Source organism: Saccharothrix deserti, assembly GCF_009769385.1.
Classification (GTDB): domain Bacteria; phylum Actinomycetota; class Actinomycetes; order Mycobacteriales; family Pseudonocardiaceae; genus Actinosynnema; species Actinosynnema deserti.
In genome coordinates this window covers 58,639-73,670 of record NZ_VKAB01000016.1, presented here as the reverse complement: position 1 = coordinate 73,670, position 15,032 = coordinate 58,639, and the positions used below count along the sequence as shown (strand labels likewise).

The 15,032-nt window shown below is 70.8% G+C and carries 12 protein-coding genes; 7 read left to right on the top strand and 5 right to left on the bottom strand.

Translation table 11 applies throughout. The annotated features are described in order from the left end of the window. Nucleotides 1-11 precede the first annotated feature (11 nt). From FM051_RS25625 to FM051_RS25595, 7 genes are read left to right on the top strand one after another with little or no spacing between them, the layout of a single operon-like run. A complete protein-coding gene (locus FM051_RS25625) occupies nt 12-869 on the top strand; it encodes an FAD binding domain-containing protein (protein ID WP_158847617.1) in 858 nt (285 codons plus the stop codon). Continuing rightward, the gene (locus tag FM051_RS25620; RefSeq protein WP_158847615.1) at nt 866-3,241 is read left to right on the top strand and encodes a xanthine dehydrogenase family protein molybdopterin-binding subunit; all 2,376 of its coding nucleotides are present in this window, start codon (nt 866-868) and stop codon (nt 3,239-3,241) included. The genes FM051_RS25625 and FM051_RS25620 overlap by 4 nt, the downstream gene beginning before the upstream one ends. Beyond that, the gene (locus tag FM051_RS25615) at nt 3,238-3,735 is read left to right on the top strand and encodes a (2Fe-2S)-binding protein (RefSeq protein ID WP_158847962.1); all 498 of its coding nucleotides are present in this window, start codon (nt 3,238-3,240) and stop codon (nt 3,733-3,735) included. The genes FM051_RS25620 and FM051_RS25615 overlap by 4 nt, the downstream gene beginning before the upstream one ends. Then, the gene (locus tag FM051_RS25610; protein ID WP_158847613.1) at nt 3,732-4,394 is read left to right on the top strand and encodes an SRPBCC family protein; all 663 of its coding nucleotides are present in this window, start codon (nt 3,732-3,734) and stop codon (nt 4,392-4,394) included. Before FM051_RS25615 ends, FM051_RS25610 begins: the two co-directional genes overlap by 4 nt. Next, nucleotides 4,372-5,034 (top strand): isochorismatase family protein, encoded by a 663-nt coding sequence (locus FM051_RS25605; protein WP_158847611.1) that lies wholly within the window; start codon nt 4,372-4,374, stop codon nt 5,032-5,034. Before FM051_RS25610 ends, FM051_RS25605 begins: the two co-directional genes overlap by 23 nt. After that, nucleotides 5,022-5,882: an alpha/beta fold hydrolase gene (locus FM051_RS25600; RefSeq protein WP_158847609.1), complete on the top strand. Its 861-nt coding sequence runs from the start codon at nt 5,022-5,024 to the stop codon at nt 5,880-5,882. The genes FM051_RS25605 and FM051_RS25600 overlap by 13 nt, the downstream gene beginning before the upstream one ends. Next, on the top strand, nt 5,879-6,910 hold the full coding sequence (locus FM051_RS25595) for a 2,5-dihydroxypyridine 5,6-dioxygenase NicX family protein (protein ID WP_158847607.1): 1,032 nt from the start codon (nt 5,879-5,881) through the stop codon (nt 6,908-6,910). The genes FM051_RS25600 and FM051_RS25595 overlap by 4 nt, the downstream gene beginning before the upstream one ends. Nucleotides 6,911-7,039: 129 nt before the next feature. Here the strand turns inward: FM051_RS25595 and FM051_RS25590 are convergent, their stop codons facing one another. The 5 genes from FM051_RS25590 to FM051_RS25570 form a co-directional block, all read right to left on the bottom strand. Beyond that, nucleotides 7,040-7,357, bottom strand: coding sequence for a hypothetical protein (locus tag FM051_RS25590; RefSeq protein WP_158847605.1), 318 nt, complete (start codon nt 7,355-7,357; stop codon nt 7,040-7,042). 160 nt (nt 7,358-7,517) lie between these two features. Continuing rightward, nucleotides 7,518-8,999 (bottom strand): discoidin domain-containing protein, encoded by a 1,482-nt coding sequence (locus tag FM051_RS25585; protein WP_202919015.1) that lies wholly within the window; start codon nt 8,997-8,999, stop codon nt 7,518-7,520. A gap of 287 nt (nt 9,000-9,286) precedes the next feature. Beyond that, the gene (locus tag FM051_RS25580) at nt 9,287-11,107 is read right to left on the bottom strand and encodes an RICIN domain-containing protein (protein ID WP_238412645.1); all 1,821 of its coding nucleotides are present in this window, start codon (nt 11,105-11,107) and stop codon (nt 9,287-9,289) included. Between the two features lie 89 nt (nt 11,108-11,196). Next, a complete protein-coding gene (locus FM051_RS25575) occupies nt 11,197-13,836 on the bottom strand; it encodes a carbohydrate-binding protein (protein WP_158847601.1) in 2,640 nt (879 codons plus the stop codon). A 122-nt stretch (nt 13,837-13,958) separates the two neighbouring features. Continuing rightward, nucleotides 13,959-14,969, bottom strand: coding sequence for a LacI family DNA-binding transcriptional regulator (locus FM051_RS25570; protein ID WP_158847599.1), 1,011 nt, complete (start codon nt 14,967-14,969; stop codon nt 13,959-13,961). Nucleotides 14,970-15,032: the final 63 nt, after the last annotated feature.

Here is a 15,032-nt window from a genome sequence, read left to right as displayed (position 1 = left end):
GGATGGACAGCATGAAACCGCCGCCGTTCGGCTACCACCGCGCCCGTGACGTCGCCGGCGCCACCGCGCTCGTCGCGGAACTCGGTGAGGACGCGAAGTTCCTCGCGGGCGGGCAGAGCCTGATCCCGATGATGAACTTCCGGCTGGCGCGGCCCGCGCACCTGGTCGACATCGCCCGGCTGGGTGAGCTGTCCTTCCTGCGGCGTGACGACGACCGGCTGCACGTCGGCGCGCTGACCACCCACCACGAGGTGGAGTCCGCGCCGGACCGGTCGGTGCGCGGGTTCGAGGTGGTGCGGGAGGCGATGAGGTGGATCGGGCACCTGCCGATCCGCACCAGGGGGACGGCCGGGGGCAGCCTGGCGCACGGCGACGCCACCGCCGAGTGGTGCCTGCTGGCCGTCCTGCTGGACGCCGAGATCGTCACGGCCTCGCCCCGCGGCAGCCGGGTCATCCCGGCGGGGGAGGCGTTCCTCGGCTTCTTCACCACGCTGCTGGAACCCGACGAGCTGATCGTCGAGGTGGTCTTCCCCAAGCCCGCGCCGCACGCCGCGCTCACCGAGTTCGCCGAGCGTCGCGGCGACTTCGCCATCGTGGCCGCCGCCGTCGACCTGGACGTGGCCGGCGGGCGGGTGACCGGTGGCCGGGTCGTGCTCGGCGGTGTGGCGCCCGTGCCGCTGCGGGTGCCCGCGGCGGAAGCCCTGTTGGGCGCCGGCGAACGGGCCGACGCCGAGCTGTTCGCGGCCTGCGGCCGGGCCGCGGCGGAGGCGGTCGACCCGCCCGACGGTCCCGGACCCGGCGCGGACTACCGCCGGTCGCTGGTCCGCGCCCTGGTCGCCCGTGCGTGCGAGGAGGCGCTGGCCCGATGAGGGAACCCGGGTTCACCGCCGACGGGACGTGGGTCGGCGCCTCGGTCAAGCGCAAGGAGGACCCGCGCCTGCTGACCGGGCGCGCCCGGTTCGTGGACGACATCCACCTGCCCCGGATGCTGCACGCCCAGTTCGTGCGCAGCAGCGTCGCGGCGGGGGAGATCACCTCCGTCGACCTGAGCCGGGTGCGCGACGTGCCGGGCGTGGTCGCCGCGTTCACCGCCGCCGACCTCGACCTGGGCGACATCACCGCCGTGCTGGACCGGCCGCGTTCGGAGTTCGTGCCCACCGCGATGCCGGTGCTGGCGCGTGACCGGGTCCGGTTCGTCGGCGAGCCGATCGCCATCGTGCTCGCCGAGGACGCCTACGCGGTGGAGGACGGCCTCGAAGCCGCGGAGGTGACCTACCGGGCCGGCACGCCGGTGCTGTCGGAGGAGCAGGCGCTGGCCCCCGGCGCGCCGCTGGTGCACGACGAGGCGGCGGACAACGTGCTGCTCGACGTGTCGATGTTCGCCACCGAGGGCATCGACGACATCTTCGCCGACGCGCCCTGCGTGGTGTCCGTGCGGGCCACGACCGGCAGGCAGAACGCGTTGCCGCTGGAGACCAGGGGAGTGGTGGCGAGCTGGGACGCCCGCGCCGGACAACTGTTGGTCCAGACCTGCACCCAGGTGCCGCACGTGGTGCGGACCGTGCTCGCCGGTTGCCTCGGCCGGCCGGAGAACACCGTGCGCGTCGTGGTGCCCGACATGGGCGGCGGGTTCGGGATCAAGTGCGTGGTGGGCCGCGAGGAGATCGCGGTGGCAGCGGCGAGCCTGCGGGTCGGCCGGCCGGTCAAGTGGATCGAGGACCGCAAGGACGCGCTGACCGCGTCGTTCCTGGCCCGCGAACAGCGTTACCAGGCACGTGCGGCGTTCGACGAGGCCGGGCGGATCCTGGCGCTGGACGCCGACGTGCTGTGCGACATGGGCGCCTACTCGTGTTACCCGTTCAGCGCGGGCATCGAGCCGCTGATGGCCTCGGCCGAGATGCCGGGCGTCTACCGGGTGCCCGCCTACCGGGTGCGCGGGCGTGCGATCACCACCAACAAAGCGCCGACGGCCCCCTATCGCGGGGTGTCCCGGCCTCAGTACGTGATGGTGATGGAGCGGCTGTTCGAGCGGGCGGCCCGCGAACTGGGGCTCGGTCCGGTGGAGATCCGCAGGCGGAACCTCATCACCACCTTCCCCTACACCGGCGTCAACGGGATCACCTACGACCCCGGCTCCTACCTGGAGTCGCTGAACCTGGCCGAGCGGGTGCTCACCGAGGAGGGCTGGTACGAGCGGCAACGCGAGCTGGCCGGGCAGGGCCGGTTCCTCGGCATCGGCTACTCGTGCTTCAACGAGCGCACCGGCTACGGCTCCGACGCGTTCGCCAAGCGCAGGATGGCCGTGGTGCCCGGCTTCGACATCTCCGAGATCCGGATGGACACCAGCGGCACCGTCGTGGCGACCACCGGCACCATGAGCCACGGGCAGAGCCACGAGACCACGATGGCCCAGATCGTGGCCGACCGGCTCGGCCTCGACCTCGACCACGTCTTCATCCAGCAGGGTGACACCGACCGGGTCGCCTACGGCTGGGGCACGTTCGCCAGCCGGTCCATCACCATCGGCGGCAGCGCGGTCGGGCTCGCCGCCGGCAGGCTCGGCGACAAGCTCCTGCACATCGGCGCGCACCTGTTGCGGACCCGGCCGGACAACGTCGAGCTGTCCGGCGGCCGGGTCCGGAAGTGCGACGACCACACCCGCAGTCTGTCCTACGTGGACATAGCCGAGGTCGCCTACCTGAAGGCGCACCTGCTGCCCAAGGACGTCGACCCCGGCCTGACCGCGACCGCGAGCTTCGACGGCATCGGCGACGGAACGTTCTCCAACGCGAGCCACGGCGTGGTCGTGGAGCTGCACGCCGGCACCGGGCAGGTGGAGATCCTGCGGTACGCGTGCGTGGAGGACTGCGGGGTGGCGATCAACCCGCAGGTGGTGGAGGGCCAAGCGCGCGGCGGGATCGCGCAGGGCATCGCGGGGGCGCTGTTCGAGCAGGTCACCTACGACGAACAGGGTGAGCCGTCGGCGGCGAGCTTCATCGACTACAAGGTGCCGACCGCGTGCGAGATCCCCGACATCTCCATCCACCACCTGGAAACCCCGAGCGCGTTCACCGGCAACGGCGCGAAGGGCGTGGGCGAGGGCGGCACGATCGGCGCGCCCGCCGCCGTGCTCAACGCCGTCAACGACGCCCTGCGCCCCACCGGCGTGGAGCTGGACGACACCCCGATCACCCCGGAACGGGTGCTCGGCGCACTGGAGGTGCGGTGGACGACGCGGTGAACGACAAGGTCCTGTTGAGCCTCGACGTCAACGGCAGCGAGCACGAGGTGCTGGTGGAGCCCAGGCGCACCCTCGCCGACGTGCTGCGCCACGACCTGGAGCTGACCGGCACGCACATCGCGTGCGAGCACGGTGTCTGCGGCGCCTGCACGGTGCTGGTCGACGGGGCGCCGGTGCGGTCCTGCCTGATGTTCGCCGCCCAGGCCGAGGGCCGCGGGGTGCGCACGGTCGAGTCCCTGGGCCGCGGCGACGAGTTGAGCGACTTGCAGCGGGCGTTCACCGAGCACCACGCGTTGCAGTGCGGGTTCTGCACACCCGGTTTCCTGATGCTGGCCGAGGGGTTCCTGGCCGCGCGGCCGGACGCTTCGCGTGCGGAGATCCGCGAGGCGGTGTCGTCGAACCTGTGCCGCTGCACCGGCTACCAGACGATCGTCGACGCGATCGAGGACTGCGCCGCGCGGCGGCGTGCGGCGGAAAGGACGCGGAGCGCGTGATCCTCGAGAACCAGGTGTCCGTGCCGGCTTCCCCGGCCGAGGTGTTCGCACTGATCAACGACGTGGAACGGGTGGTCGGCTGCCTGCCGGGCGCGTCGATCGACGGCCGCGACGGCGAGACCTACCGGGGGCGGGTGAAGGTCAAGGTCGGGCCGATCACCGCCGGGTACGCGGGCGTCGTGCGCTTCCTGGAGGTCGACCCGGAGCGGCGGCGGCTGCGGTTGCAGGCCAGGGGAAGCGATGCGCACGGTGCCGGCGACGCCGAAGCGGAGGTGGTGGTGACCGTGGCCGACGCGCCGGACGGCGCGCTGCTGCGACTGACCACCGACCTGCTCATCCGGGGCAAGATCGCCCAGTTCGGCAAGGGCGCGATCGGCACGGTGTCGGACAAGCTGCTGCGGCAGTTCGCGGCCAACCTGGCAGACCTGTTGACCGCTCCACCCGGCCCTGCTCCTGTTCCCGCCGCTGCCGCGCCCACCCCCGAGTCGGCCACCCCCGAGCTGGACGGGTTGTCGATGCTGCTCGGCCCACTGGCCAAGCACCTGCCCGTGGTCGGCGCGTTCGTGCTCGGCGCGGTGCAGGGGTGGCTGTTGGCGACGCTGCGCTCCCAGTCGAAGCAACTCAAGGAGGCACGCCGTGTACGGCGAGCAGACCGATGAGACCTACGAACGGGCCGGGTTCGGCGCGGCCGTGCGCCGGGGCGCGCGACCCGCGATCGTGGTGGTGGACCTGACCAACGGGTTCACCCGCACGTCCTACCCGACCGGCGCGGACCTCGGTGACGTCGTCGCGGCCACCGCCGCGCTGATCGAGCGCGGCCGAACCGCAGACGTGCCGGTGGTGTTCACCACCATCGCCTACACCCCGGCCGAACTGGCGGGCGACGCCGTGCCGTGGCTGCGGAAAGCGCCCGGTATGCGCGGACTCGTCGAGGGCGGCGAGGCGGTCGACGTGGACGACCGGCTGCCGCGTCGGGACACCGACCACCTGGTCGTGAAGAAGGGCGCCTCGGCGTTCTTCGGCACCACGCTGGCCGCCACGCTCACCGGCCTCGGCCGAGACACCGTGGTGGTGTGCGGCGCGACCACCAGCGGGTGCGTGCGGGCCACGGTCGTGGACGCGGTGCAGTCCGGGTTCCCGGTGCTGGTGCCCCGCGAGTGCGTGGGCGACCGGGTGGCGGGCCCGCACGAGGCGAACCTGTTCGACATCCAGGCCAAGTACGGCGACGTGATCGACCTCGCCGACGCCCTCGACTACCTGACCGGACTCGCCGAGGAGCGCGTGCCATGCGCAACCTGACCCAGGAGGCGTTGGCCGACCTCACCGACGTGCCCGCCACCAGCAGTTGGGTCACCAACGGCGCGGTGCGCCTGCACGCACTCGACTACGGCGGCCACGGACTGCCGGCGCTGCTCGTGCTGCCCGGCATCACCAGCCCCGCGATCAGCATGGACTTCGTCGCCCGCGCGCTCGCCGAGCAGGTGCGGCCGGTCGTGCTCGACATCCGGGGCCGAGGGCTGTCCGACGAGGGCGACGGCTACGCGCTGACCGACTACGCCGCCGACGTCGAGGCGGTGATCACCGGTCTCCAACTCGACCGCCCGATCCTCCTGGGTCACTCGATGGGCGCCCGGATCGCGGCCGTGGTGGCGGCGAAGTCGGCGTTGCGCGGCACCATCCTGGTGGACCCGCCGATGAGCGGACCCGGCCGCAACCCGTACCCGACCACCCTCGACATGTTCCTCGGCCAACTGGACGAGGCTCGGCGGGGCACCGACGCGGACGAGGTCGCCCGCTGGTGGCCCCGATGGCCACGGCGGGAGCAGGAACTGCGGGCCCGCTGGCTCGCCTCCTGCGCCGAGGAGGCGGTGGCCGCCACCCACCGCGGCTTCGAGGCCGAGGACTTCTTCGACCACTGGCCGGCGGTGCCCGCGCCGACCGTCCTGCTCTACGGCGCGGACAGCCCGGTGGTCACCGCGGAGGGCGCGCGCGAGGCGGAACGCGCCAACCCGCGCGCACAGCTGACCAGGGTACCGGCCGCCGGGCACATGGTCTTCTGGGACAACGCCGGGGCCTCGCTGGACGCGGTGCGCGCCGCGCTGGGCTCGATGCTGGGCTCGATCGACAACCACGTGGAGGAACGGTGAACCAGAACCAGCTCAACGACATCTGCCTGCGGCAGCTCAGCCTCAGCGCGGTCCACGAGGGCGAGACCGTCGCCGTGCTCTCGCGCGGCAACGAGCGTCCCGACTACGCCGACGCGTTCATGTACGCCGCTCAGCGACTCGGCGCCGCCACCTACCACCTGCGGCTGCCGGACGCGCCCACCGCGTCCGGCGCGTGGGCGGTCGGCGATTCCGGGCTGGCCGACAACCCGCTCGCGGTCGACGCGCTCAAGCAGGCCGACATGCTCGTCGACCTGGCGTTCCTGCTGTTCAGCAAGGAGCAGTTCGCCATCCAGGACGCCGGGACGCGCATCCTCACCTGCGTCGAGCCCGCGCCGCTGCTCGCCCGCCTGATGCCGACGGAAGAGCTGCGCGAACGGGTCGAGGTCGGTGAGGAGATCCTGGCCAAGGCGAGCACGATGCGGATCACCAGCCCCGCCGGCACCGACGTCACCTACCGGCTCGGCGTGTACCCGACGATGAGCGAGTACGGCTACACCGACAAACCCGGCCGCTGGGACCACTGGCCCGCCGCGTTCGTGTTCACCGGCGGCGCCGACGACGGTGTCGACGGCAGGATCGTGCTCTCGCCCGGCGACGTGCTGCTGCCGTTCAACACCTACGTGCAGACGCCGGTCACGCTCACCGTCGAACAGGGCTTCATCACCGACATCCGCGGCGGTCTCGATGCCGACCTGCTGTCGTCCTACATCGCCTCGTTCGACGACCCCCGCGGTTACGGCATGTCGCACGTGGGGTGGGGGCTGGACGAGCGGGCGCAGTGGCACGGCCTCACCCAGTTCCCCGGCGGGATGGGCATGGAGCTGCGGTCGTTCTACGGCAACGTGATGTTCTCGATCGGGCCGAACAACGAGCTGGGCGGCCCGAACGACACCCCGTGCCACTTCGACATCCCGATGCGCGGGTGCAGCCTGTACCTGGACGATGAGCAGATCGTCGTCGACGGCGACATCGCGGTGCCCGACATGCGTCCCAGGGCCCGCCGGTGAGGGCGCGAAGCGGGTCGGGATCATCACGCCCTGCCTGAAACCGCTCACGAAACCTGGTCGTCGACCAAGAGCCGTCCCGCACCGGTGGCGACCGCGTGGTCGGCCACCACCCGTGCGGACTGCCGGGGATCAGTAGACGGAGCCGTGGTGCCAGACGTCGCAGTACACGTTGGCGCCGCCCGATCCGTTGCGGAGGCACGCCCGGAGCCGGTAGTCCGAGCCTCCGGTCAGTCCCGTGATGGCCTTCGAGTTGCAACTGCCGGTGCCGCCGGCAGCGTGAACCTCGAACCTCTTGCTGCCGACCTCCAGGATCGCGACAGCCCGCAGGCCGTCGGCGGCTCCGTCGTCGCACGCGTCCAACTCGCGGATGCCGGCGGTCGGGTTGTAGAACAGGGCGGTGCCGAAGCCGTCGCGCCGTTCGAGTTCGTTCGGAATCGGCTCGAACACCTTGAACACCTTGAACGCCTTGAACGTGAGTGGGCTGTGCCTCAGCCGATCCGCACCGCTGGAGGTCAGTCGCTCACCGCGTGATCCGGAGGAAACGGCCGGCCCACGCCGTGATGGAGCATCATGGCGTGGGCCGGTGCCGGGATCAGTGTTCCAGCGATCAGTGTTCCAGCAGGGAGACGCTGGTGCGGTAGCCGGAGTCGCCGACGTAGGGCACCGGGCGGCCGATGCCGACGGTGACGGTGACGTTCTTCCCGGTGATGTCACCGGTCGGGAAGTAGCGGCTGGGGATCAGCCCGCCGGGGCACCAGCTGCGCGGGTTGGTGGTGGTGTTGTTGCGGAAGATCCCCGGGTTTCCGTCCGGGCTGTACTGCTCCAGGCTCGCGCAGTCCACGGCGGTGGAGAACGAACCGACCCTGGTGCCGTTCACCGACACGGTGACCGTGGTGTTGGAGTACTCCTCGCCCCCGGCCGCCGAGCCGTAGCCGGCGATCACCAGCGCGATGTCGCCGCGGTTGCCGGCCGCGGTGTGCGTGACCGGGCCCGCGGTGATCGAGTTGGTGCTCTCCCGGACGCCGGAGATCATCCCGGCGACATCGTGATCCCGCGCGGACAGCGCGGTGGTGGAGATCAGCGACATCGAGTACTTGAAGCCGATGGCCCTGAAGTCGGCGTCGACCTCGGGGTGCGACTCGCAGGCGTCGCCGCGGTAGGGGTTGGAGCCGCCGCCGATGCCGAGGTACACGTCCTTGTTCGGGTCGGCGAGCGCACCGGCGTACGGGCCGAGGTCGGCGTCCGGGAAGGTGTAGTTCGCCTTGGCGCCCCGCCAGTAGTTGCTGAACGGGGTGATGAAGTCCTGCAAGGTCACCCTGGGCGTGGTCGCGGTCGGCGTGGTGCCCTTCGGCACGGCGACGTAGAACACCGTGCCGATCCGGTCGTAGTTGTCGCACTGCGCGTGGTAGCTGACCCGCACCCGCAGGTCGCCGCCGATCAGCCCCTTCTCGGCGTCGGTCAGCTTCCTGGCGAACTCGGTGCCCCGGTTCCACATCAGCACGCCGGCGGGCGGGGTGTAGTTGGCCGGGTCGTCGCTGGTGTAGATGCCGAACTGGGGGATGCGGTCGAACACCGTGATCGTGCCGCCACCCGGAGTGCCGCCACCGGTGCCGTACACCTCGAACTCGTAGATCCGCGCCACCGAGTCGGAGCTCTGGGTCGGGGTGGTGACGATGAGCTTGGCGTAGCGGGCGTTGGTCGCGGTGATCGAGTGCGTCGTCGTGCTCGACGTGTTGTTCGTGACGGTCACCGGGCTGGTCCAGGTGCTGCCGTCGGTGGACAGCGAGATGGTGAACGCCTTGGTGTTGTACGTGGTGGACTCGCCGCCGGCGCCGGCGTGCTTGACGGTGAAGCCGGTGATCGACGCGGCGGCGCCGAGGTCGACCTGGAGGTACTTGCTGCCGGCCGGCGAGCACCACTTGTCGCCGAGGCCGCCCGAGACACTGCCGTTCACGGCCTTCTCCGGCCCTTCGGTGCCCGCGCACGCGGCAGAGCCGGTTGCCGGTTTGTTCAGGGCCAGGTTGGTGGCCGCGGCGGTCGCGGCCGGTGGGACGGCGATCAGGGACAGGACGAGCGCGCCTAACGGCACGATCGCTCGGACCGTTGTTGCTTTGACCGTCACGTGGACCTCAGTGGGGTAGCAGGGAGGGTGACGCGTGCCCGTTTCCCGAGGCCTGCGGCAGGGGGCCTGGGGAACCGGACACGCGAACCGCATACTGCCGAGTAACCCTCAGTGCGGACCAGACCCATTCGGCTGGTGCTTGATCACTGCGCCGGAGTCGTTCAGGACACATCTCCAGCGCACATCTTCAGGGCGCATCTCCAGCGCACATCTTCAGGGCACGTCGAAGAAGGCCGGTCACCGCGACTTCGTCGCTAGCGACCCCAGAGCCGCCACGTCTGGTTGAGCGGGCTGCTCTGGCCGGCCGGGTTGCAGGTCCACTGGTGGATCGGGGCGCGTGCGGCGGTGGAGATCTCGCTGACGTCGACGCACTTGCCGCTGTGCCGGGCGACGAGCTGGTAGTCGCGGGGGTCGTTGCCCGAGTACGTGACCTTCCGCAGCGCGAACTGCTGGTTCAGCGCCCCGCTTGCGCAGGTCCACTGCTGCACGGCGGCGCCGTCGGCGGTGGACGAGCCGTTGACGTCGAGGCACTTGCCGGTCTGCTGGTTGACCACGGTGTAGGTGTTGGCGACCCCGGATACGGGACGGAAGTTCCACAGCTGCTGGTCCCCGCCTTCGCAGGGGAACTGCTGTTGCCGGTTGCCGTCGGCGGTGCTCAGGTTGGTGTTGTCCAGGCACTGCTGGGAGTGCTGGGCGACGGCGACGGACTGGAAGCTGGTGTCCGAGGGCGGCAGGAGCGTGATGGTGAACGCGTCGTCGGCGTTGGAGTGCGGCAGGTTGACCGTCGTGGCGTTGCCGGACAGCGTCACGACGGAGTTCTGGATCGTGATCGGACCCTGGACCGCACCGCCACCGTTGTACGGGATGCGCTGCGCGATCACCCGCACCTGGTTGTTCTGCACGATCCCGCTCGTGGTGTCGAGGCGCTGCAACCCGACCGCGATGTTGCCCGTGGTGCCGCCACCGCCGACCAGGATCTTCGCGACCCCGGGCGTTTTCGTGGCGAACGCGTCGTACGCCGGGCTGGGCGTGACGCTGACGACCTGCCCGGTCTGCGAGCCGTAGAAGCGGTAGACCCACCACTCGCCCTTCGGCTGGTGCACGCCCGCCGAGTTCCGGACGAGCAGGTTGCCGAGGTCGTTGTGCAGGTCGCCGCTGCTGGCCCAGTTGGCGCGCAGGCCGTCGGCTCCGGCCCGTTCCAGGCGCGCGATGTACCAGGAGCCGTCACCGGGGTTCTGCTCGGTGGTGCCCCCGTACTCGTTGATCTGGTACGGGCGCGGGTGCGGGATGCCGCGCGAGTCGAGCGTGGTGTTCGCCGCCGCCACGTTCGCCACCGGATCACTGGGCAACGAGTGCCAGCTGACGATGTCGGGCACCGTGTTGGTGGAGCGGACGAAGTCCAGGTACTGGGTCCACCAACCCGACGAAGTCGTCGGAACGCCCGCGTGGCTCGGGCCGACGATCAGCTGTGCCGGGAACGCCGCGCGCACGCGCTGATAGGTGCGCCGCCACAGCTCGAAGTACTGGGACTGCGGGCGGTTCCAGAACGGCGTGATGTTGGGTTCGTTCCAGAGGTCCCACTGCACCGGGACGCCCGTCGCGCGCACGTCGTTGAACAGGCGGGTGAGGAAGTTCTCGTAGTCGGTCCAGTCGCCGTTGTCACCGGGGAAGCGGGAGATCGGGTAGCTGTCGGCGCCCCACAGGTCGTGGACGAGCAGGATGAACTCGCCGCCCAGCGACCGGGTGCGCAGCATCTGCGCACGCGTGGCGTTCCACCGGCGGTCGTACTTGCCCGAGACCCAACCGCCGGGGCTGTCGAGCTGGGCGCCACCGGCGCGCATGTAGCGGAACTTCACGTCGCGGAAGAAGTGGTCCGCGGGCCCCGCCGCGTTCTCGGTCATCCCGTAGATCCACCCGGACGCCCGGTAGGTCGGGGAACCGCCGGCGACGGAGAAGTTGACGGTGATGGACTCGTCTCCGGCCTGGGCGGGCGTGGTCATCGTGGCGAGGGATGCGGCGATCGCGAGGAGAGCGACGATGCCGCGGCCTCGCCGCCTTGCGCGCTTGGTATCCACACGTGTCTCCTTGAGCAGGGGATGGGTGCGCGGGGAGAGTGCAGGGGTGGGCGGCGTGATCAGCGCTCGGCCACCCGGACGTCGCAGGATCAGCCGACGAGGGGTGCGACGGTGACGTAATCGATGTTCGGCGCGTACTTGGACCGCTGGCCGTACTCGTTGTGGGTCGTGCCGTCCCAGTTCGGCAGCTCCTGGGACGTGAACGTGATCGTGTTCGTCCCGGAGACCAGGTCGACCGGCACCGCGAGGTCGCGGAACTGGTTGAAGTGGAACGTGTTGGGGAACTGGACGCGCTGCACGCGACCGTTGACCGAGATGTCGGCGTGCCGCGTGACCGGGTCGGGGTTGTAGTGGGTGGGGATGGATTCCTGGGCGTTGGCGTAGCGGATGACGAGCACGTGCTGCCCGGCGCGCTCGGCGGTGACCTGGAGGCTCAACGCGTTCGCCGGGCCGTCGCCGACGTTCGTCGCGACCTGGCCGGAGGCGAAGGAGTGCTCGCCGGTGAACGTCGCCGCGCCGGTCACCTCGCCGCTCTCGGCCTCTACCTTCACCGGCACCGCAGCCGTCGAAGGACTCGTGCGGACCCGGTCGAGACGCAGGGTGTCGCTGGTGCCCGTGACGGTCAACTGGTTGATGCCGGCCGAGAGGAACAGCCGGGTGGTGTCACTGCCGCGAGCACCGCCGACGGTGAGGCCGTCCACCGTGCGGCCGTTGAGCCGCACCGACGCCTTGCCGCCGCCGAAGTGGTCGAACGACACCGACGCGTGGCCGTCGTGGTCGGCGTGCACCCAGAACGTCGCGGAGCCGCCACGCGGGACGGCGGCGACACCCGGGCCCGATGACCGGACGACGTTGTACCGCGGCGCGGCCGAGCGCAGGTCGGCGTACTCGGCCTCGTACGAGGAGTGCCCGTCCGCGGTCGGGTCGACCAGCGCGAGGTCGATCTTGTCGATGATCGCGTCACCCTTGGTGGAGCCGAGCTGCGGGTCCGACGCGGCCAGGGTGATCGTGTGCTTGCCCGCGGTCAGCTGGACGCGGGTGTCGGTGTGCTCCCACACCACCCAGCCGTAGGAGGTCGGCAGGCGCAGCTCTTGCGGCTGCTCGCCGTCGACGCGCAGGAACACGTTGGTCGGGCCCTGCGGCACGACACTGGCGTACTTGTTGTAGGTGCTGGAGAGCACGCTGAGGTCGTAGGTCCCGGTCTGCGGCACGTCCACCGCGAACGACAGCACGACGTCCGAGCCGGTGCGCAGACCGCCGACGTTGTAGAAGTTCGACGTGGCGAACTTGCTGACGTTGGCCGGACTGCCTTCGGGGCCGTTGCGGCTCCACCCGGTGCCGGTGTGCGCGGCGTCTTCGGCTTCGTAGGTCTTGCGCCACTGCGTGTTCGCGCCGGCGGCGGTGCCCCCGCCGGCCGGGCTGACGATCACCTGGTAGGCCGACATCTCCTCCAGGTCCGTGAACGGAAGCACCAGGCTGCCGTCGGTGCCCACGGACTGGACGGTGTCGAGCAGGCGGCGCGGCGCGGGGGAGTCGCCGAGCTGACCGGTCCACGGGATCTCCTGCACGGTGACGTGCACCCGGTCGCCGAAAACGTCGCGGTCGACGTTGGTGAAGCGCACGTCGGCCGCACCGTTCGCGCCGCCGAAGATGGTGCGGGCCTGTCGCTTGCCGCGGTCGAGCGTCGCCACGCCCTGCAAGGTGTACTGCTTGCCTGGCAACGGCGGGGTCACGCGGACCGTGTCACCGCTCATCTGGCCGTAGGCGTTGAACAGCCACCACTGGCCGTTGGCCTTGTTGGCCTCCGCGACCGAGTCGTTGAGGTTCCCGTCGATGTTCCAGTACGCCAGGTCGCCGTCCACCTTGGACTCTTCCAGCGCGGAGACCCACTGGATCATCTGGCCGGGCACGGAGAGGTGGTAGCGGAAGGCGTACTCGTTGATGTTGATCGGCAGCGGCCCGATGCCGAGTTCCGCCTCCCACGAGCGGTACTTCGCGACGCTGGTGCGCACCTTGTCCGGCGAGGACAGCTCGTGCCACGTGATCACGTCCGGCAGGCAGTCGTTCGCCTTGCAGTACTCGAGGAAACCCTTGACCTGGTCGTAGAGCAGGCTCGTGTTGGGCCCGCCGATGCGCGCCTGCGGGTCCAGGCTCTTGATCAGGTCGTGGAGCTGCTCCCACTCCTCGAAGAACGGGCGCGGGTCGGTGAGCCAGCTGACCTTGTTGTAGCTGTACTGCCCGGTGCCGTAGAAGTTGCCCTCCGGCTCGTTCACGGGCACGTAGACGATGTGGTCGCGGTGCTCGGAGGCGAGCACCTGGCGCACCTGGGCCTCGACCTTCGCCCGGTAGTCGTCGCGACCGGCCTGTCCCGGCTGCCGCTGGTAGGGGAAGCCGCGGTAGATGTCGGTCATGTAGACGTAGACGTCACGGCCGCCGTTGGCCACGAACGGCTCGGCCACTTCCAGCGCGTCCGCGCCGGGGTGCTGCGGGCCGTCCTGCGCCTTGGTGGACAGGGTCTTGGGGTAGAAGCCCGCGAGCACGGCGTCGCTGGGCACGCCGGGGCCGTACACGCCGTAGAGGGTGCCTCCGGCACCGCCGTGGAAGGCGCCGGTGCTCGCGCCGAGGTCGACGGTCAGCGTGTCGGTCGCTGCCGTGCCGGCAACCGGCAGCAGCGTTGACGCCGCCAGTGCCGTCGCCAATGCCAGGGGAACAGTTCGCCGTTGAACCATGGGGACTCCGAGCGAGATCGGGGAGCAGGGGATCGAACCGGTTCGATCGACGGTGACCGTACGCGAGCAGGTGATGAGCACGCAATGGTGCGCGGTGTGTCGAACCGGTTCGGCCGAAGGTGTCAGCGGCGGCGGGCCCCGGTGCTCGACCGCAACGAGATGGCCGGTTCCAGCAGGGCGTTGCGGGGCGTCGCGCCGGGGTCGGCGATCTGCTCGACCAGCAGGTTCACCGCCAGGCGGGCCATCTCCTCGGCGGGCACGTCCGCCGCGGTCAGCGGCGGGTGGAACCCCTCGGCGAGGCGGCTGGCGATGACCCCGGTGATCGAGAAGTCCCGCGGCACGTCGAGGCCCGCCCGGTGCAGGGCCCGCTGGAGTCCGGGCAGCGCGGCCTCGTTGATCGTCACCGCCGCCGTCACCTCGGGCCAGCGGCTGCGGATGCCCTCGAAGCAGGCCAGACCCGCCGCGGGCTCATCGGCGCAGCACACCGTGCGCGCGGTCAGTCCCCGCTCGCCCGCGGCCTCCAGGAAACCGGCCGACGACCGCAGGGCGGGTCCGTAGCCCGCCGCCACCAGCTCGTCGGACCGGTTGATCAGCACCACGTCCTGGTGGCCGAGGTCGGCCAGGTGGTGCACGCAGCGCCGGATCAGCGCCGCGTAGTCCACGTCGACCCACCACGACGCGCCGGGGTGCTCGACGTGGCCGATGGTCACGAACGGCAGCCCGGCCTGCTCCAGGCGCTCCACGCGCGGGTCGTCCAGCAGGATCTCCATCAGGATCACGCCGTCCACCCGACGGCCGGTGACGATCCGCTCGAACGACCGGTCGTGGTCCCCGCCGCTGGGCGACAGCAGCACGTCGAGGTCCTGGGTGGCGGCGGCCTCCACGACGCTGGCCACGAAGCCGAGTTGCACGTCGGTGAGCCGCCTGCTGGCGGGCGGTATCACCAGGCTCAACGTGCGGGTCCGCCCCTCGGCGAGCGCCCGCGCGCTGGCGTTGGGGCGGTAGCCCAGCTCGTCGATGACCTCGTTGATCCGCCGGGCGGTCTCCGTCGACACGGGCCGCTTCCCGCTGAGCGCGTACGACACGGTGCTGCGCGACACGCCCGCCCGCTTGGCGATCTCGCCGATGTTCATTCGCTCTCCGTCCAACCGGTTCGACAGACCGTCGATGATATGCCACCAGGCTCTTGCACGGGT